This is a genomic window from Pantoea sp. EKM103V (genome assembly GCF_011800365.1).
Classification (GTDB): domain Bacteria; phylum Pseudomonadota; class Gammaproteobacteria; order Enterobacterales; family Enterobacteriaceae; genus Pantoea; species Pantoea anthophila.
Window position 1 is genome coordinate 50,065 of the sequence record NZ_JAALFQ010000005.1, and the last position, 16,956, is coordinate 67,020.

At 58.8% G+C, this 16,956-nt stretch carries 17 protein-coding genes; 12 read left to right on the top strand and 5 right to left on the bottom strand.

Annotation, left to right across the window (positions count from 1 at the left end):
* Nucleotides 1-104: 104 nt before the first annotated feature.
* Both HFD97_RS12540 and HFD97_RS12545 read right to left on the bottom strand, forming a co-directional pair.
* Nucleotides 105-785: a hypothetical protein gene (locus HFD97_RS12540; RefSeq protein ID WP_167432063.1), complete on the bottom strand. Its 681-nt coding sequence runs from the start codon at nt 783-785 to the stop codon at nt 105-107.
* 75 nt (nt 786-860) lie between these two features.
* Complete coding sequence (locus HFD97_RS12545) at nt 861-1,547, bottom strand: autotransporter (RefSeq protein ID WP_140029601.1); 687 nt, start codon at nt 1,545-1,547, stop codon at nt 861-863.
* A gap of 152 nt (nt 1,548-1,699) precedes the next feature.
* On the opposite strand from HFD97_RS12545, the gene HFD97_RS12550 reads away from it, so the two are divergent.
* From HFD97_RS12550 to HFD97_RS12565, 4 genes are all read left to right on the top strand, one after another.
* A complete protein-coding gene (locus tag HFD97_RS12550; protein WP_167432062.1) occupies nt 1,700-2,266 on the top strand; it encodes a DNA-3-methyladenine glycosylase I in 567 nt (188 codons plus the stop codon).
* A 109-nt stretch (nt 2,267-2,375) separates the two neighbouring features.
* Nucleotides 2,376-3,038, top strand: coding sequence for an OmpA family lipoprotein (locus HFD97_RS12555; RefSeq protein ID WP_009088249.1), 663 nt, complete (start codon nt 2,376-2,378; stop codon nt 3,036-3,038).
* A gap of 136 nt (nt 3,039-3,174) precedes the next feature.
* Entirely contained in the window at nt 3,175-4,155 is a 981-nt protein-coding gene (locus tag HFD97_RS12560) for a LacI family DNA-binding transcriptional regulator (protein WP_150029955.1), read from the top strand.
* Nucleotides 4,156-4,220: 65 nt separating this feature from the next.
* Complete coding sequence (locus HFD97_RS12565) at nt 4,221-5,246, top strand: LacI family DNA-binding transcriptional regulator (protein WP_058957185.1); 1,026 nt, start codon at nt 4,221-4,223, stop codon at nt 5,244-5,246.
* A gap of 187 nt (nt 5,247-5,433) precedes the next feature.
* Here HFD97_RS12565 and HFD97_RS22380 read toward each other — a convergent pair whose 3' ends face one another.
* Together HFD97_RS22380 and mchS3 are read right to left on the bottom strand one after the other, a co-directional pair.
* Nucleotides 5,434-5,559 (bottom strand): hypothetical protein, encoded by a 126-nt coding sequence (locus tag HFD97_RS22380; RefSeq protein ID WP_255461651.1) that lies wholly within the window; start codon nt 5,557-5,559, stop codon nt 5,434-5,436.
* The gene (mchS3, locus tag HFD97_RS12570; protein WP_150029954.1) at nt 5,556-5,972 is read right to left on the bottom strand and encodes an MchS3 family protein; all 417 of its coding nucleotides are present in this window, start codon (nt 5,970-5,972) and stop codon (nt 5,556-5,558) included. Before mchS3 ends, HFD97_RS22380 begins: the two co-directional genes overlap by 4 nt.
* Before the next feature lie 398 nt (nt 5,973-6,370).
* Between mchS3 and HFD97_RS12575 the strand changes: the two genes are divergently transcribed.
* From HFD97_RS12575 to HFD97_RS12595, 5 genes are all read left to right on the top strand, one after another.
* Nucleotides 6,371-7,120: a sugar phosphate isomerase/epimerase gene (locus tag HFD97_RS12575; protein ID WP_150029953.1), complete on the top strand. Its 750-nt coding sequence runs from the start codon at nt 6,371-6,373 to the stop codon at nt 7,118-7,120.
* 9 nt (nt 7,121-7,129) lie between these two features.
* On the top strand, nt 7,130-8,092 hold the full coding sequence (locus HFD97_RS12580) for a sugar kinase (protein ID WP_046100903.1): 963 nt from the start codon (nt 7,130-7,132) through the stop codon (nt 8,090-8,092).
* Between the two features lie 34 nt (nt 8,093-8,126).
* Entirely contained in the window at nt 8,127-9,407 is a 1,281-nt protein-coding gene (locus HFD97_RS12585; RefSeq protein ID WP_009088258.1) for an MFS transporter, read from the top strand.
* Nucleotides 9,408-9,579: 172 nt separating this feature from the next.
* A complete protein-coding gene (gene ghrB / locus HFD97_RS12590; protein ID WP_009088261.1) occupies nt 9,580-10,554 on the top strand; it encodes a glyoxylate/hydroxypyruvate reductase GhrB in 975 nt (324 codons plus the stop codon).
* An 81-nt stretch (nt 10,555-10,635) separates the two neighbouring features.
* On the top strand, nt 10,636-11,886 hold the full coding sequence (locus HFD97_RS12595) for a valine--pyruvate transaminase (protein WP_167429512.1): 1,251 nt from the start codon (nt 10,636-10,638) through the stop codon (nt 11,884-11,886).
* Here HFD97_RS12595 and HFD97_RS12600 read toward each other — a convergent pair.
* Entirely contained in the window at nt 11,883-13,334 is a 1,452-nt protein-coding gene (locus HFD97_RS12600; protein ID WP_150029950.1) for a PLP-dependent aminotransferase family protein, read from the bottom strand. The genes HFD97_RS12595 and HFD97_RS12600 overlap by 4 nt on opposite strands.
* 168 nt (nt 13,335-13,502) lie before the next feature.
* On the opposite strand from HFD97_RS12600, the gene HFD97_RS12605 reads away from it, so the two are divergent.
* Genes HFD97_RS12605 through HFD97_RS12615 form a run of 3 tightly spaced genes read left to right on the top strand, consistent with a single transcriptional unit; the run spans nt 13,503 to nt 16,953 of the window.
* Nucleotides 13,503-14,966 (top strand): hypothetical protein, encoded by a 1,464-nt coding sequence (locus HFD97_RS12605; protein ID WP_167432061.1) that lies wholly within the window; start codon nt 13,503-13,505, stop codon nt 14,964-14,966.
* 17 nt (nt 14,967-14,983) lie between these two features.
* Nucleotides 14,984-16,258, top strand: coding sequence for an acetyl-CoA carboxylase biotin carboxylase subunit family protein (locus tag HFD97_RS12610; protein WP_046100906.1), 1,275 nt, complete (start codon nt 14,984-14,986; stop codon nt 16,256-16,258).
* On the top strand, nt 16,246-16,953 hold the full coding sequence (locus HFD97_RS12615) for a class II glutamine amidotransferase (RefSeq protein WP_167432060.1): 708 nt from the start codon (nt 16,246-16,248) through the stop codon (nt 16,951-16,953). The genes HFD97_RS12610 and HFD97_RS12615 overlap by 13 nt, the downstream gene beginning before the upstream one ends.
* The last annotated feature ends 3 nt before the right edge of the window (nt 16,954-16,956 follow it).

Consider the following 16,956-nt stretch of genomic DNA (forward strand, 5'->3'; position numbering starts at 1 on the left):
CCTGAGGTTAACGAACACCTTGCGCCGGGAACCTGTCGCCGGCGCAGAAGGGGTTATTGTACCTTTTTTAACGGAGGGGATCGCTTAAAAAGCAGGAGTGCGGGTCAGTGTGAGGTCACCGGCGACGTGGCATGGCGGGCCGGTACAGATTCCGGTGCGCGCACGGTAAGGGCGGCAGCGGCGGGGCGGGTCTGCCATACATAGCGAACCGAGGCGAGCCAGCACAGACTGTATCCCAGCAGCTCAGTCCCCTCTTCGGCCATGTTTTTCACCACCCGGTTGTAATCCCCCAGCATCAGGTGTTGCCACAGCACATGCACACCAAACAGTCGGGAGAAGACCAGCACCACTAAAAAGCCGGAGGCCATGACCGGCCAGCTGCGGTGCTGCACCAGGGCAGCCAGCGCATGCACGCTTTTTTTCGGCGTGCGCAGCGCGACGGCCAGTGAGCCCGCGGTGACGGCCAGCGCAAACCAGACCCAGCTGCCATGCTGAATGGCATCAAACACGAAGTCGAGTTCACGGATCAGCATACAGGCGTAAAAACCGGCGACCAGAGTCAGCGCGCCGCGCTGATCGGGACGGCGTCGGGCCGCGATAAAAAAGAGTGCGGCGATGGTCGCCAGCATCACTTCCTGAGTGGTTTCGGTGAATGAGGTCTCATGCAGTGCGTCGTTCATCCAGGCGACGTCGATGTAGACAGGAACGATGGTGAGGGCAAGAAACAGCGCTGCCAGCAGAAAAACCGCGATTTCGCGGCCAATAAGAGTGAGATCGTTGCGCATAGTGTTACCAGTATAATGATTAGCAGGCTCATTATATTTTAAACGCCCGACCGCCTTTCTCTTTTTATGCCCCGCTCAGAAGCTGGCGCTGAAGCCGAAGCTGTAAAGTTGCTGTTCCTGATTATTCAGCGCTTCGTTTTGTGAAAATGAGGCGAAAGCCGCCAGATTGTCGTTCAGCGGCAGCTGCGCCCCGATACTCAGATCGATGCCCTCACTCTGATCCGGGCCGTTCGTCGCCTCGCGGCGGGGAGTCTGGGGCGTCTCCGCCAGCAGATAGCGATAGCTGAGCTGCGCCCAGGGCGATATCCATCCCTGCTGCGAATCGATGCGCCAGCCGACGCTGGCACTCTGCTCGCGACTCTGCTGATCGCTGTAGTCACATTGCAGACAGTTTATGGGTTGCGGATCGACGGCATACTGCGCCACCGGCCCGGTGGTGAGCGACGGCGCAACAGGCATCTCCACGCCAGCCCGGTAGCGTTTTCCCAGCGGGGTGGTGCCTGCGCTGCCGGTTTCACTGTGCAGCGCGATGGGTGAGGCGGTGGGAGAGTTAATGGCGGCTTCAAACAGGGCGCGGTTTTCGTCACTGAAGGTGAGGGGCGTCAGCGCGATCTTCTCTGCCAGTATCGTGTCGTAGTCCGGCAGAAAGTCGGCGTGCGGCGGCGCAGAGAGGCCGCTCCGGGCAAAAGCCGGTGCCATTAAGATTAACAGCCATGCAGCACAGCAGGTTCTCAGACCTTTCCAACCGCTTTTCGGCGACATCTCTTCTCCAGGCAGGGCTGAAGTTATTATCCGGCGTCGTAATTAAAATTCGCGCTGTCTCTGTTATTTAACCGCTGATCGTTTAACTATCAACCGATTAATTTTAAGATCAAGCGGACCGCTAAAATATTCTCGTTAAAAGGAACAAAGCGATGCAACGATGTGGTTGGGTAACACAGGATCCCCTCTATCTGGCTTATCACGACAGGGAATGGGGGGTGGCGCAGAGAGACAAGCGTGCGCTGTTTGAGATGCTCTGTCTGGAAGGACAGCAGGCGGGACTCTCCTGGATCACCGTGCTGAAAAAGCGGGAACATTATCGCGCGGCGTTTCACCAGTTTGATCCGCAGGCGATTGCGCAGATGGACGCGCCAGCGATCGACCGGTTGCTGCTGAACAGCGGCATTATCCGCCATCCCGGCAAAATCGCCGCCATTATCGCGAATGCCCGCGCTTACCTGGAAATGGAGGCGAAAGGTGAGGATTTCAGCCAGTTCGTCTGGCAATTTGTCGATAACGTGCAAATCGTTCACCATTACCCCGACTACAGCCTGGCCCCCACCACGTCAGAGCAGGCCATTGCGCTCTCAAAGGCGTTAAAGCAGCGTGGTTTTAAATTCATCGGCCCGACAATCTGCTATTCCTTTATGCAGGCCTGCGGGCTGATAAACGATCATCAGAGCAACTGTTTCTGCCATCCTGATGCCATTACCCGCTGATTCTCCATAAATCAGGATTTTTCCTCATACATCCCTGTTCCACAGGCGGCATAATCGTGCCACTTATGGGGAAGGTTTTCCCCAGTGTCTCGACTGTAAGGGAACAAAAATGCAGAAGAAATTAATCGCGATCACCCTGTTACTGAGCGGCAGCCTGGCCCTGCCTGGCTGCACCACCAATCCTTACACCGGTGAATCACAGGCGGGTAAGTCAGGCGTAGGCGCGGGCCTGGGCGCATTAGTGGGTGCCGGTGTCGGCGTGCTTTCATCGTCGAAGAAAGATCGCCGTAAAGGTGCCCTGATTGGTGCCGCAAGCGGCGCGGCACTGGGCGGTGGCGTGGGCTACTACATGGACGTGCAGGAAGCGAAACTGCGTGACAAGATGCGCGGCACTGGCGTCAGCGTGACCCGTAATGGCGATAACATCGTCCTGAACATGCCCAACAATGTCACCTTCGACTCCAGCAGCAGCAATCTGAAACCCGCAGGCGCAAACACCCTGACCGGTGTTGCAATGGTGCTGAAAGAGTATCCAAAAACGGCGGTAAACGTCGTGGGTTACACCGACAGCACCGGCACCCGTGCGCTGAATATGCGTCTCTCTCAGCAGCGTGCTGAAAGTGTCGCCAGCGCGCTGATCGTGCAGGGCGTGGCCAGCGATCGCCTGCGTACGCAGGGTGCAGGCCCGGATAACCCGGTTGCCACCAACAGCACCGAAGCCGGCAAAGCGCAAAACCGTCGTGTTGAGATCACACTCACCCCGCTGGGCTAGCCGTGGTCGCCCCCTCTCGGGGGCGCCCTTTTTTCTGGAAAGTCTCACGTTAAAAGCACCAGAAAGCGTTCTGTGGATAGAGCCAGCAGAGGCTTTATGGTAGCCTGATCAAAAATTGATCAGTGGAAATTCCCCTATGTCTCTTAAAGCCATCGCGGCGGTTTTAGGTCTCTCTGTCACCACCGTCAGCCGCGCCCTCAATGGTTACCAGGATGTCGCTCAGGAGACGCGTAAACGCATCGAAGCGGAGGCGCAACGGCGCGGCTACCGGCCTAATGCGGCGGCCAGACGGCTGAAAACCGGTCGCGCTAACGCGGTGGGCCTGGTCTGTCCGCCGGGAGCTTCGCCTCTGAGTGGCAGCGATTTCAGCGATATGTTACTGGCACTCGAGCATCACTTGGGCGGTTATGATATTAACCTGCTGCTGCTGACAGATAAGCAGCAGAACCCTCCGGCGCTCACCCGCCTGTTGCGCAGCGGGGCTGTTGATGCCCTGATTATCGGCCACACCCGGCCAGATGACTGTCGGCTTCATGCGCTGCTGCAGACCGATTTTCGCTTTCTGACGCTGGGTCGCAGCGATCTGCCCGCCACCTATGCCTGGTTTGATGTTGACCACCTTGCCGGTTCGCAGCTGGCGGTGGAGTGGTCGCTGGCACAGGGACGGCGGCGGATCGCCTGGCTTGGCAGTGAGGAGAACAGCAGCCGCGCGCGCGACCGGCGTCAGGGCTATCTGATGGCGCTGGGTGATCTCGCGCCTTATGCGATGGCGGCAGTGGCACCGACGCGCCGTGCCGGCTATCAGCAGACCCGGCAGTGGCTGGCAGAGGGGCCGATACCGGAGGTGATCATCACCGACTGTGGTGCGCTGGCGGAAGGCGCGGCTGTGGCGCTGCATCAGGCCGGACGCGCAGGGGGTGAGGATGCCATCCTGCTGGCAGGCTGGGAGGGATTACCGGGGGATGCGATTCTCGATCATCCCATTGTCGCGATTCGTCAGGCAACGCCACATCAGGCTGGAGAGCAGGTGGCGGAGATGATTGTCCGGCTGATCGAGGGGGCGCCGCCGGAGACGTTACAAACCCTGTGGCAGCCCTGGCTGCAATTACCGGCGTAGCGCTTTTTGCTCCGGGCTGCGCTTGTGCTAGTCTCTGCCGAATTTATAATTTTGCAGGATATCTCATGAAAACCAGGCCGCCTCGCGCCACCATCAGCGATGTTGCTCACGCGGCTCGGACCGGTAAAACCAGCGTTTCACGTTATCTGAACGGTGAACTACATCTGCTCTCCGCCGATCTGAAAGCGCGGATTGAACAGGCGATAGCGGACCTCAGCTATCGTCCGAGCCAGATGGCACGCGGTCTGAAACGCGGGCGTACGCGCCTGATTGGGCTGATTATCGCCGATATCACTAACCCCTATTCCGTCGATGTCATGAGTGGCATTGAAGCCGCCTGTCGTGAGCAGGGCTTTACGCTGCTGATGTGTAATACCAACAACGAAGTGGATCTGGAGCAGCACTACCTCCAGCTGCTGAGCAGTTATCAGGTTGAAGGCATCGTGGTTAATGCGGTCGGGATGCGCGAAGAGGTGCTGAATCATCTGCAGCAGTCCCTGCTGCCGATGGTGCTGATTGACCGCAAAATCCCCGATTTTCCCTGCGATGTGGTGGGCCTGAACAACGCCGAAGCCGCCGAAACCGCTACGCGCCATCTGGTCGACAATGGCTATGAGGTATTGATGTTTCTCAGTGAACCGCTGGGCAGTGTCAATACGCGCCGCGAGCGTCTGCAGGCGTTCCGCCATCTGCTGGCGGCGCATCCGCAGGTTGAGCATCAGAATGTGGAAGTGGTGCTGCATCAGCCCGATGCGCTCGACGCGGCGCTGCTGGCATTTCATCAGCAGCATGCGGGCAAACGCTGTGCGGTGATGGTCGCCAACGGGGCGCTGACGCTGCAGGTGGCGCGATCGCTGCAGCGACTCAACCTGCAGTGGGGCCGCGATATCGGCCTGCTCGGTTTCGATGAGCTGGAGTGGGCGGCGCTGGCCGGTGTCGGGATTACCACGCTGAAACAGCCGACCTGGCAGATTGGCTTCAGCGCGCTGGAGCGACTGATTGCCCGTATTGATGGCAGTGACCTGCCGGTTGCCGAACAGGTGTTCTCCGGCGAGCTGATCGTTCGCGGCTCCAGCCAGCCGCTTCCCTGAGGTTCAGGTTTGTTCTTACTTCGGGCTGAGCGGGCAAATCAGAGAGTGTGTCGTTAAGGTATTGTCGAAAGGGACGAAAGAAGCCTGCTCAGGACAGGCTTCTTACTGGCTTACAAAGGCAGGCCGGAGAGAGTTAAATTAACAGCACACACGCTGAGAGGGCCTGGGCCTGGCGTCGAGAAAACTTTTATATTATCAAACCATTCATCCGGGCTTCCCCGAAGATAATAAAGTTTTTTTCTGGCTCGCCTGAATCACTCATATTCACGGAGCCAGCAACGCGTTCGGCTTCTGACTTATCTATGTTTCTCATTCCGATCTCCTTAATTTGCATCCGTGTAGTCGTATATTTTCGATAACCTTTTCTAAGGATTCCTGCCTGAGGATGTCGCCCGTTAATAGCGTTACGGGCAGATTATTATATTCTTTTCTTACTTTTATTTTGTCTATCTCTTTTTTCTGCCAAAGACCGCATGCCGCCCAGGCTTTACCTTCAGGTGTGGCGGTTGCAGATTCCATCACACTTTCAAATATCTTTACAGAGTTGTTATCTTTTAAAGCTTTTCCATATATCAGTTGTTGCGGCATTTCCTTCGCAATAAATCCATTGAAGCCCATCGAAAATAGAGTGGCAGTGGAGAGTTCCTTTTCTATGTCCTGATCGGGTTGGGCTGAAACCGTTGTTAATCCTGAAGCAAGTAATAGTGTTATTAAAATCCATTTCATCTGCAAAACCTCCGTTTGCTATCTTATTACCGACTATAAATGACGCTGAGCAATAATAGGATGGAAATAAAGGAATTAAATTTAACAGCATCATAAAATGACGGTTTTTGTTTTTTCCGATCCGTTTTTGCATTAATCCCGCTAACGCTTTTCAGTGACGATGACTTCATAGCTATCCGGATCCCTCTTAACATGATAAAAATCTTCACTTTTTTCATTCAGCGGATCTGACTGAAATGCACTTAGCGTACAATCCTGCGTTTGTAAGCCTCAGACCTCTCTTCGTGCTCGCTTCGTGAGCACGATCATAGTTTCACAGTTTGCTGCTTTGCTTTGGAACCGGTTCCATTTAGGGTTTTTGTATCCGCTACGCGCAAAAACCTGCCATGGAGCAGAACATGAAACCTGACATCATTGTGGTGACCGCCGCTTATGGCCATGCGCAGATCGCCGCACTCGGCGGCCAGACTTCGCTGCTGCCGATCATTCAGCAGGCTGGTGCTGATGGCGTCGAAATCCGCCGCGAACTGCTTGATGACGCGGCGCTGGCCGATCTGCCCGCACTGGCGCAGGCGGTGGCACAGCATCAGCTTCAGGCCAGCTATTCGGTGCCCGATACGCTGTTTTGTGACGGCGGCGAAATCAATCCGCGCATAACCCACTACGTTGAAGAAGCACGCCAGTTAAATGCGCAGCGGCTGAAAGTCGCGCTGGGACATTTCACCGGTGCACTTCACCGTGAAACGCTGCAGGCGCATCTGGCAGCACTGCCGTGTGAACTGACGGTGGAAAACGATCAGACCGAACAGGGCAAACTCGCACCCTCCGTCGCGTTTTTCACGGCGATCAGGGAAGCCGGGCTACCGATCACGATGACCTTCGACATGGGGAACTGGTGCTGGACCGGCGAAAACGCCTTCCAGGCCGCGCAGCAGCTGGCCGCGCAGGTCGGCTATGTGCACGTCAAAGCCGCCGTTCCGCATCAGGAGAGTTTCCGGGCAATTGCGCTGGATGAGGCGGACGCTGGCTGGCGTGACCTGCTGCAACAGCTGCCCGGCTCGGTGCCGCGCGGTATTGAATTTCCGCTGGAAGGCGACGATCTGATTGCGGTGACGCGCCACTATGTGTCGCTGCTGCGCAATGTGTAAGGAGTAAAAATGAGTCATCACACCCAATATCACAACGGTCCGCTTGATGTGGTCACCATCGGCGAAGCGATGGCGATGTTTGTCGCCCGTGAAACCGGCGATCTCGCCGCCGCAGAGACCTTTGTTAAACGCGCAGCAGGCGCAGAACTCAATGTCGCGACCGGCCTGGCGCGTCTTGGCCTGAAAGTGGGCTGGGTCAGCCGGGTTGGCGATGACGCTTTTGGTCGCTTTATCTGCCAGCAGCTGAAAAAAGAGGGTATTGACCACGCCCGGGTCACGGTCGATAACCGTTATCCCACCGGTTTCCAGCTGAAATCCAAAGTCGATGATGGCTCTGACCCGCTGGTCGAGTATTTCCGTAAAGGCTCGGCGGCCAGCCATCTGTCGGTTGACGATTTTGACGCGGACTACTTTGGCTCGGCTCGCCATCTGCACCTCAGCGGGGTGGCGGCAGCGCTCTCAGAGAGTTCACTGGAACTGCTGAAGCACACGGCCAAAGAGATGCGCGCGCGCGGGAAAACCATTTCGTTTGATCCGAATCTGCGGCCGGTGCTGTGGCGCAGTGAAGAGGAGATGCGTAAGCAGCTCAATCTGCTGGCGGAGTATGCCGACTGGGTACTGCCAGGCGAAAAAGAGGGGCTGATCCTGACCGGCTACCGTCAGCCGGAAGCGATTGCAGATTTCTATCTCGATAAGGGTGTGAAAGCGGTCGTGATTAAAACTGGTTGTGACGGCGCCTGGTATAAAACCGCACAGGGTGAACAGGGACAGGTGGCGGCGATAAAAGTCGACAACGTGGTCGACACCGTAGGGGCCGGTGACGGTTTTGCCGTTGGCGTGATCAGCGCCCTGCTGGAAGGTCAGACGCTGCCGCAGGCGATTCGCCGCGGCAATAAAATTGGTTCGATGGCGATTCAGGTCATTGGTGACAGCGAAGGTCTGCCGACGCGTCAGCAACTGGGCGACGAGTAGTTCACGCGCCCCTCTACAGACACAGGAGTTCCCGATGAAAAAGCAGACAATCGCGCCAAAACGCTGGTGGTTCATCATGCCCATCGTGTTTATCACCTACAGCCTGGCGTATCTCGATCGTGCAAACTTTAGCTTCGCCTCTGCCGCCGGGATTAATGACGATCTTGGCATCACCAAAGGCATGTCCTCGCTGCTGGGCGCGCTGTTCTTCCTGGGATACTTCTTTTTCCAGATCCCGGGCGCAATCTATGCCGAACGCCGCAGCGTGAAGAAACTGATTTTCGGCTGCCTGATCCTGTGGGGTGGCTGTGCATCGCTGACCGGTGTGGTCAGCAACATTCCGATGCTGGCAGCGATTCGCTTTGTGCTGGGCGTGGTGGAAGCAGCGGTGATGCCGGCCATGCTGATTTACATCAGCAACTGGTTTACCAAATCGGAACGTTCGCGCGCCAATACCTTCCTGATCCTGGGGAACCCGGTCACGGTGCTCTGGATGTCGGTGGTATCGGGCTATCTGATCGAATCCTTCGGCTGGCGTGAGATGTTTATCATTGAAGGGATTCCCGCGGTCATCTGGGCGATTGCCTGGTGGTTCCTGGTGCAGGATAAGCCGTCTCAGGCGCGCTGGATGAGCGATGCAGAGAAAGCGGCCCTGCAGGCTGAGCTGCAAAAAGAGCAGGAAAACATCAAGGCGGTGCGTAACTACGGTGAAGCGTTCCGCAACCGCAATGTGATCATCCTCTGCCTGCAATATTTTGCCTGGAGCATCGGTGTGTATGGCTTTGTGCTGTGGCTGCCGTCGATTCTGCGTAACGGTACGCAGATGGGCATGGTTGAAGCGGGCTGGCTGTCAGCGGTGCCTTATCTGGCGGCGACCATTGCGATGGTCGTGGTCTCCTGGGCGTCGGACAAAACCCAGAATCGTAAGCTGTTTGTCTGGCCGCTGCTGCTGGTGGGGGCGCTGGCGTTCCTTGGCTCTTACCTGGTCGGCTCAAGCAACTTCTGGGCCTCCTACACCCTGCTGGTGATTGCCGGTGCCGCGATGTATGCGCCTTACGGACCGTTCTTCGCCATTATTCCTGAGATGCTGCCACGCAACGTCGCGGGCGGGGCAATGGCACTGATCAACAGTATGGGTGCGCTGGGGTCATTTATCGGTTCATGGATCGTCGGCTATCTTAATGGGGCGACCGGCAGCCCGGCAGCCTCCTACATCTTTATGGGTTCGGCTCTGCTGGTGTCGGTGTGGCTGACGCTGATTGTGAAACCGGCGCAGAACAAAGCGCCGCCGCTGCGGGGCGCAAAACCGGCCTGAAAGCGTAAACGCTGAAGCGGGCTGGCCCGGTGCAGCTCCACAACGCCTGCACCGTTCGCACAGGCCTTGCCGGGCCTGTACGGAGGCCACCCGGGCGTAAACGTCAGCCTCTGTTTTCTCCGGGCGGCCCGCAAGCCGCCCGCTACTTATTTGTTTGATCGGGAGCCACTGAATGAAACCCGCTGTAATTCTCTATAAAAAACTGCCTGACGACCTCTATGCGCGCCTGGCTGAACAGTGTGACGTGACGGAAGTGAGCAATCTTTCGCCAGAGAGCCAGCAGCAGCATGCTGCGGCGTTCCGCCAGGCCGAGGGCCTGCTGGGATCGGGCGGAAAAGTGAATGGCGAGCTGCTGGCGAACATGCCTAATCTGCGCGTCTGCTCCAGCGTCTCGGTGGGCTATGACAATTTCGACGTGGCAGCGCTGAATGCGCGTCATGTGGTGCTGATGCACACCCCGACCGTGCTGACGGAAACCGTGGCTGACACCATGATGGCGCTGGTGCTGAGCACCGCACGTCGGGTGCCGGAGCTGGATGCCTGGGTCAAAGCGGGCCACTGGCAGAAGAGCATCGGACCGGCGCAGTTCGGCATCGACGTACACCATAAAACGCTGGGCATTCTCGGCATGGGACGGATCGGGATGGCGCTGGCGCAGCGCGCCCACTTTGGCTTCGGCATGAAAATCCTCTACAACGCGCGCCGTGAGCATGAGGAGGCGCAGTCGCGCTTTGGCGCGCAGCGCTGCGAACTGAAAGAGCTGCTGCAGCAGAGTGATTTTGTCTGCATCAGCCTGCCGCTGACTGACGAAACCCACCATCTGATTGGGGCCGCCGAGCTGGAACTGATGAAGCCGGATGCGGTACTGATCAACGCCGGTCGCGGGCCGGTGGTGGATGAGAAGGCGCTGATCGCCGCGCTGCAGGCGGGCAAACTGCACGCCGCCGGGCTGGATGTGTTTGAGCAGGAGCCGGTTCCTGCCGACTCTCCGCTGCTGTCGCTGCCGAACGTGGTGACGCTGCCGCACATCGGTTCTGCCACCCACGAAACCCGCTACGGCATGATGCAGGATGCGGTAGAGAATCTTATCGCCGCGCTCGGCGGAAACGTCGATAAAAACTGCGTTAACCCTCAGGCGCTGAAATAATCGCCACGCCTTTCCATTGCGCCCGCCGATGGCGGGCGTTATGGTGAACCCCCGATTCGCAATCACAAATTTTTAACCGCTATGTCCTTTTCTCAGTTCGGCGACAAATTTACCCAACATTCCGGCATTTCACGTCTGATGGAAGATATGGGCGCAGGCCTGCGTACGCCCGGCACCATCATGCTTGGCGGCGGTAATCCGGCGCAGATCCCGGCCATGAACGACTACTTTCAGCAGCTGCTGCAGCAGATGCATGAGGAGGGCAAACTCAGCGAAGCACTGTGCAATTACGACGGCCCGCGCGGCAAAGCGACGCTGCTGGAGTCGCTGGCCGGGCTGCTGCGCGACCAGCTTGGCTGGCCGATTACCGCGCAGAATATCGCGCTGACCAACGGCAGCCAGAGCGCCTTCTTCTATCTGTTTAACCTGTTTGCCGGTCGCCGCGCCGACGGCAGCAAAAAGCGGGTGCTGTTTCCGCTGGCGCCTGAGTACCTCGGCTATGCGGATGCCGGTCTGGAAGAGGAGCTGTTTGTGTCGGCGAAGCCGAACATTGAGCTGCTGCCGGAGGGACAGTTTAAATATCATGTCGATTTCGAGCATCTGCCGATGAACGATGAGGTCGGGCTGATCTGCGTCTCGCGTCCGACCAACCCCACCGGCAACGTGATCACCGATGAGGAGCTGATCCAGCTGGATGCGCTGGCGCAGCAGCATGATGTGCCGCTGCTGATCGACAATGCCTACGGCGTGCCGTTCCCCGGCATCATCTTCAGCGAAGTGCGTCCGCTGTGGAATCCCAACATTATTCTCTGCATGAGCCTGTCGAAACTTGGCCTGCCGGGCGCGCGCTGCGGCATCATTATCGCAGATGAGAAGACCATCTCTGCGCTGAGCAACATGAACGGCATCATCAGCCTGGCCCCCGGCAGTATTGGCCCGGCCATCGCCAATGAGATGATTCGTCGCGGCGATCTGCTGCGGCTCTCCGAAGAGGTGATTAAGCCGTTTTATCAGCAGAAGGTTGCGCAGACGATTGCGATCCTGCGCCGCCATCTGTCAGCAGAGCGCTGCCTGATCCACAAGCCGGAAGGGGCGATTTTCCTCTGGCTCTGGTTCCGCGATCTGCCGATCACCACGGAAACGCTCTATCAGCGGCTGAAAGCGCGCGGGGTGCTGATGGTGCCGGGCCACTTCTTCTTTCCGGGGCTGGAGCAGGCGTGGCCGCACACCCACCAGTGTATGCGGATGAACTACGTGCCGGATGCGGAGAACATCGAGCGGGCGGTGCAGATTCTGGCGGAAGAGGTGGAGAACGCCTGGCGCGACAGCTAAGCCTGCGCGTCGGTTAACGACAGCTGGCACCACTGCGCCAGCTGTCGGATCGCCTGTTCCACTTCCGCATTCCAGCCAAAACCGGCATTCAGCCGGAAACAGTGATCGTAGCGCTGGTCGGTGGCAAAAATATGGCCCGGCGCAATCCCGATGCCCGCGTTGCGCGCCTTCAGAAACAGCTCGCGCACGTTCAGCGCCTGCGGCGGCATGGCGACCCACAGCACATATCCCCCTTCCGGGTCGGAGACCGTTGTCCCGGCCGGAAATTCCCGCAGCACCGACTGACGCATTTCGCTGATTTGCCGCGCCAGTTCGCGCCGCAGCTTGCGCAGGTGAGCATCATAGCCGCCGCTGCGCAGCAGTTCCGCCACCGCGGCCTGCGACAGCACCGAGGTGCCCATGGTGGAGGTATATTTCAGCGAGGCGATCTTACGCATGTAGTTGACGCTGTGGACCCAGCCGATGCGGATGCCGGGTGCCACGGTTTTCGAGAAGCCGCTGCAGAGAATTGCGTTGGGGCTGAAGGCGCGCATCGGGAAAGGGCGACGCTCACCAAAGGCGGTATCGCCAAAAATATCATCCTCAATGATCACCACATCGTTTTCATCGGCCTGGCGCGCAATATAGGCTTTCTGCTCGTTGGGAATGCTTTTTCCCAGCGGATTGTTGACGTTGCACAGCGTCAGAAAGACCCGCACCGCTTTGCGCTGAAACAGACGGGTGAGGGTTGCCACATTCACATAGCCTTCCGGCCCGGCTTCCACTTCAATCACCCGTAAATTGAGGTTATGCAGCATCTGCAGCAGGACGAAATAGCAGGGGGACTCCACCGCCACCACATCGCCTGGCTGGGTGGTGGCACGCAGTGACAGCGAGATCGCCTCAATGCAGCCGTTGGTGATCAGAATATCGTCGGCGCTGATATTGCAGCCGTAATCGACCGCGCGCCGGGCAATCTCCGTTTTCAGCGGCGCATAGCCGGTGCCCTTCACCGTGTTACCGAGCAGGGCGGGTTTGCTGTAACCCATCTGGCGCATCAGCAGGCCAATCCGCCTGATCGGATAGAGGGCACTGTCGCCGTTCGCCAGATCGAGGCGCACCCGGCAGTCTGATCCGAGCATCGCCAGATGCAGTTCGGTCTGCTCATCCAGCGGGGCGATGGCGCGCGGCTGTTCGCTGACGGCGGGTAACGCACGCGAAGCGGGCCGCTGTGGGGCAACAAAAAAACCCGACTTCGGGCGGGCGACGGCGTAGCGCTCATCTTCCAGCGTACGCAGGGTTTTCAGGGCGGTGGTGAGGCTGACATTGTACTGTGTCGCCAGGGTGCGCACCGAGGGCAGACGGCTGTCGGGTGCCAGTGAACCGGCATGGATCGCCTGTTTAATCTGTTCTGCTATCTGGCGATAACGGCTGCTCTGACTCTCCTGTTCCCCGATAACCCCGGTCATCTGTTCCACCCCATATCGCGCTGATCTGTGCATATTCAACAGAGTACATTCAAAGTACTTTAGGCTGCATCTCTTAATTATTCATGACGCTAAACGGCGCACAGCGCCCGGCTGCCGTCGGGCCTGTGGCCATAACGGCAGGCCGTTCACCTAAGGAAAATGTGAAAGATGAATAATCTGCCCGCCATGATGAAAGCAATGGAAGCGTATCTCTCACCGGCCATCATCGCGTCGGCTCAGCGCTGTTCGGCCCGTCTGCTGGCGGCGTTACCCGATAAGCAGCCTGAGAACAACCGCGTCCTGCTCGCCTATGGCGGCGGCAAAGACAGCAGCTACATGGTGGCTTACGTGCGCTACATTCAGGGGCTGATCTGGCAGCAGCAGGGCACCACCTTTCATCTGCGGGTCAGCACCAACCGTCACGCGGCGATGAACCAGAGCGTCATGGATAATATTCATCGCGTTTATCAGTCGCTGGCGATGCATGACGATGAACGGGTGACCTGTCTGGTGGTGGATGGTCTGCTGATCCGCCCTTTCGCCCGCGATCTGCCGATGCCGGACAGCGTGCGTGAGCAGAACCGCAACGATGTGCTGATGAATGGCCACCGCTTTCGCGCCGATGCGCGCTCCACCTTCTGCAACGCCTGCAACCTCAGCATGGTCAACTCCTTTGGCCTGGCGGCGGACTACAACGGCGGGGTGGATATGATTATCACCGGCGATTCGCCGCAGGAGCAGGCCGCCTATGTTGCCTGGGCGCGGCACCTCTCACGACTGTTTGATGCGCCGGTCGCGGAAAAAAGCCGTGGCTTCAGCGGGTTCCTGCAGACGCTGGATGGCGTCGCAGAGCGCTACTTCAGTGATATTTACGGGGCCGGCCAGCTCACTCCCGCGCACCGCATCACCCACCAGCTGGCGCGCGATCCGCTCTTCTTCAATATCTATCAGGACACGGCCTATGAAGCGGGTGCGCACTGGGCGCTGCTCAGCGACTTTATGGGCTTCCGGTTTGATGAACTGATGTTCAGCTTTTCTGAGTCCGACTGCGGTAACCCAACGCTGATGGCGCATCTGCGCGGACTGCGGGCCGAAACGCTCCTGCAGCGCAGCTACGCCGAGGGGATCCGTGAATATGTGCGTTTTGCGCTGGGGCTGATGGTGAAGAAAGATTTTCCCCCGCAGCTGATCGACGAGATGGCGGCGCGCTATCAGGATGACGCCGCGATTCGGCAGCAGCGGCAGCGTGCAGCCGCGTTCGCCGTGCAGGCGTTTGACCTCAGCGAAGCGCAGCTGATCTGCATGATCTACTCGCCCTTTCTGGGACAGGGCCAGCAGCTCGGTCACTGGCTGACCGGGCAGCAGATCGCGCTGGAGGAGGCCGCTATCCGCGACCTGCTTGAGCAACGCAGTCAGGATGTCGCGCTGGCCAGGGCGTTAACGCACCTCTCCGGCATGACGCTGACACAGATGCGCCACTGCTGGCAGAGCAAGCCGGTCAGTTCGCTGCTGGAGGGCAAAAGCTCCGATCCCCTGTCGCGCGTGCTGCGCTTCGATCCCCATAAAGCGGTGATTCAGGTCAGTAACGGTGTGCTCAATGACACGGTGACAGAAGTCATCTCCGGGCGATAACCCGGTAAGGCGAGGCGATGAAAAAGATTTTTCTGCAAATTGGCGCCACCCGCGATGGACAGAATCCTTACTGCGCGGTGGCAAAGCGCGAAGGCTATTTCACCGTGCTGGCGGAAATGGGCGACTTTGTCGATTACCAGTCACTAAGCCTGGCGCTGCCTTTTGATCTGATTATTCGCCTCGACCGCCCTGAGAATCCGTGGGAGGTGATGCAGGCTTATCTGCACGCCGGTTTACTGGCGCATCCGCTGGTGGTGCTGGCGGGCTTTGAAGCCTACAACGCCAGCGCCGGGCGACTGCGCGACATGCTGGCCGGGCCGGATGCGCCCGCCGCCTTTATTCCGCTGGATAAATATGCGCAGCGTATGGCGCTGAAAAAAGCCTGGCCGCGCTTCCCGCAGCCGGAGTTCCGCTTTTTTGCCTCGCCGCTCAGCATTCTGGATGCGGAGCAGGCGCTGATTTACCCCTGCGTCGTTAAACCGGTAGATGGCGGCGGCGGGCTGGGCATCTGGCTGATTGAGCGGGCCGATCAGCTGCGCAGCGTGGTGAAGCAGCTGGTGCAGACCATGAACTATGGCGGGCGCGGCTTCAGCGGCTTTATCGTGGAAAGCGCCCTGATCGGCGAGGAGTTTTCGCTACAGGGTGTGGTCGCGCAGGGGCATCCCCGGGCGCTGACCTGCTGCCAGAAGGTGATTGAGCAGCACCGGGACAGCGAAGGCTGCGTCAGCTTTTATGAGTCGGGGCATGTGGCGATGGCAGCAGCGGCGCTGCCCGCCGCGTTCAGCAGTCTCATGACCTTCTGCTGCGAAACCTTTGGCTACCGTCAGGGCGCGTTTCATATCGATTTCATTGTGGTCAACGGCGTGCCGCATTTTCTGGAGATGGGGTTCCGGCTCTCTGGCATGGGGGTGGCGACGCTGGTTGAGGAGGCGACCGGTATCAACTGGGCTGAGGTGACTTTCCGGCTGGAGGCGGGAGGCACCCTGCCTGCCTTTGCCCTGAGCACGTCACGCGCTGTCGGCCAGCTGCGCCTGCGCCAGCCCGCACAGCTGCAGGCGGCGGAACGCTGGATTGAACAGCATCAGCAGGGGGCGCTGTTACCCCCCCTCCGGTTGCCTGCGTTGCAGGTGTCATCCCGCTCATCGCTCTACGCCGATCTCACCCGTCACGCCGGCATTCTGGCGACCTTCAGCCTCAGCGCTCCGACGCGGGAGCCCGTTATGACCCTTTTTCAGCAGGTGATTGCCGCGCAGCCGGTGACCGCCGGGAGAGACAAAGTATGTGCAGAATGATTCTGGCGCATGGCAGGTTCGACAGCGCCCAGATTCTGGAGGCGGCGCGCGCCATGAGCTGCGGCGAAGGAGCCGAACACGATGGCCCAATTAAATCCCATCCTAACGGCTGGGGCTGCCTGTGGCTGGAAGCGGGGGAGATCCGCACCCTGCACGGCACGGGCGCGTTTGCGGAGGCGCTGCCGGACATCGATGTGGATCGGCTGCGCAGTCCGTTTCTGGCCGTGCATGTGCGCCACGCCACGCTGAGTAAAAATCAGGGGCTGGCCTTTTCTCATCCGCTGACGCGCCACAGCGCGGGTCATCAGTGGTACATGATGCACAACGGCTTTCTGCCGACCATCCACCGCCAGCTTGGCCTGACGGAATCCCGTTTCGATTCAGAAGAGTACCTGCGCTACCTGGTCGATCAGACCACGCCCGCCGACTTCACCCGCGACTATCTGCGCGCAAAGATGGCGCAGGTGGAACCCGGCGGCAGCGCAGGCAATGCCATTTTCGTCACCCCTGACAAAGCCTGGGCGTGGCAGTGGTATCCCCACGACACCCCCTGGCCTGACTATTTTACGATGCATTTTCGGCAACAGGAGGATTGCACGCTGATCGCTTCTGAACCCGTGACAATACCAGGCAGCGCCGGCAGCTGGCGGCGAATGAACAATCATGAACTCTATGAAATTCCGTTTAGGGAGTGATAA

Bases quoted from the DNA above. Each gene is read 5' to 3' on its own strand.
- HFD97_RS12560 (WP_150029955.1), top strand. From the start codon at position 3,175: ATGTCTCTTAAAGCCATCGCGGCGGTTTTAGGTCTCTCTGTCACCACC.
- HFD97_RS12540 (WP_167432063.1), bottom strand. From the start codon at position 785: ATGCGCAACGATCTCACTCTTATTGGCCGCGAAATCGCGGTTTTTCTG.
- ghrB (WP_009088261.1), top strand. From the start codon at position 9,580: ATGAAACCCGCTGTAATTCTCTATAAAAAACTGCCTGACGACCTCTAT.
- HFD97_RS12610 (WP_046100906.1), top strand. From the start codon at position 14,984: ATGAAAAAGATTTTTCTGCAAATTGGCGCCACCCGCGATGGACAGAAT.
- HFD97_RS22380 (WP_255461651.1), bottom strand. From the start codon at position 5,559: ATGAGAAACATAGATAAGTCAGAAGCCGAACGCGTTGCTGGCTCCGTG.
- HFD97_RS12585 (WP_009088258.1), top strand. From the start codon at position 8,127: ATGAAAAAGCAGACAATCGCGCCAAAACGCTGGTGGTTCATCATGCCC.
- HFD97_RS12580 (WP_046100903.1), top strand. From the start codon at position 7,130: ATGAGTCATCACACCCAATATCACAACGGTCCGCTTGATGTGGTCACC.
- HFD97_RS12575 (WP_150029953.1), top strand. From the start codon at position 6,371: ATGAAACCTGACATCATTGTGGTGACCGCCGCTTATGGCCATGCGCAG.
- HFD97_RS12615 (WP_167432060.1), top strand. From the start codon at position 16,246: ATGTGCAGAATGATTCTGGCGCATGGCAGGTTCGACAGCGCCCAGATT.
- HFD97_RS12605 (WP_167432061.1), top strand. From the start codon at position 13,503: ATGAATAATCTGCCCGCCATGATGAAAGCAATGGAAGCGTATCTCTCA.
- HFD97_RS12565 (WP_058957185.1), top strand. From the start codon at position 4,221: ATGAAAACCAGGCCGCCTCGCGCCACCATCAGCGATGTTGCTCACGCG.
- HFD97_RS12595 (WP_167429512.1), top strand. From the start codon at position 10,636: ATGTCCTTTTCTCAGTTCGGCGACAAATTTACCCAACATTCCGGCATT.
- HFD97_RS12555 (WP_009088249.1), top strand. From the start codon at position 2,376: ATGCAGAAGAAATTAATCGCGATCACCCTGTTACTGAGCGGCAGCCTG.
- mchS3 (WP_150029954.1), bottom strand. From the start codon at position 5,972: ATGAAATGGATTTTAATAACACTATTACTTGCTTCAGGATTAACAACG.
- HFD97_RS12600 (WP_150029950.1), bottom strand. From the start codon at position 13,334: ATGACCGGGGTTATCGGGGAACAGGAGAGTCAGAGCAGCCGTTATCGC.
- HFD97_RS12545 (WP_140029601.1), bottom strand. From the start codon at position 1,547: ATGTCGCCGAAAAGCGGTTGGAAAGGTCTGAGAACCTGCTGTGCTGCA.
- HFD97_RS12550 (WP_167432062.1), top strand. From the start codon at position 1,700: ATGCAACGATGTGGTTGGGTAACACAGGATCCCCTCTATCTGGCTTAT.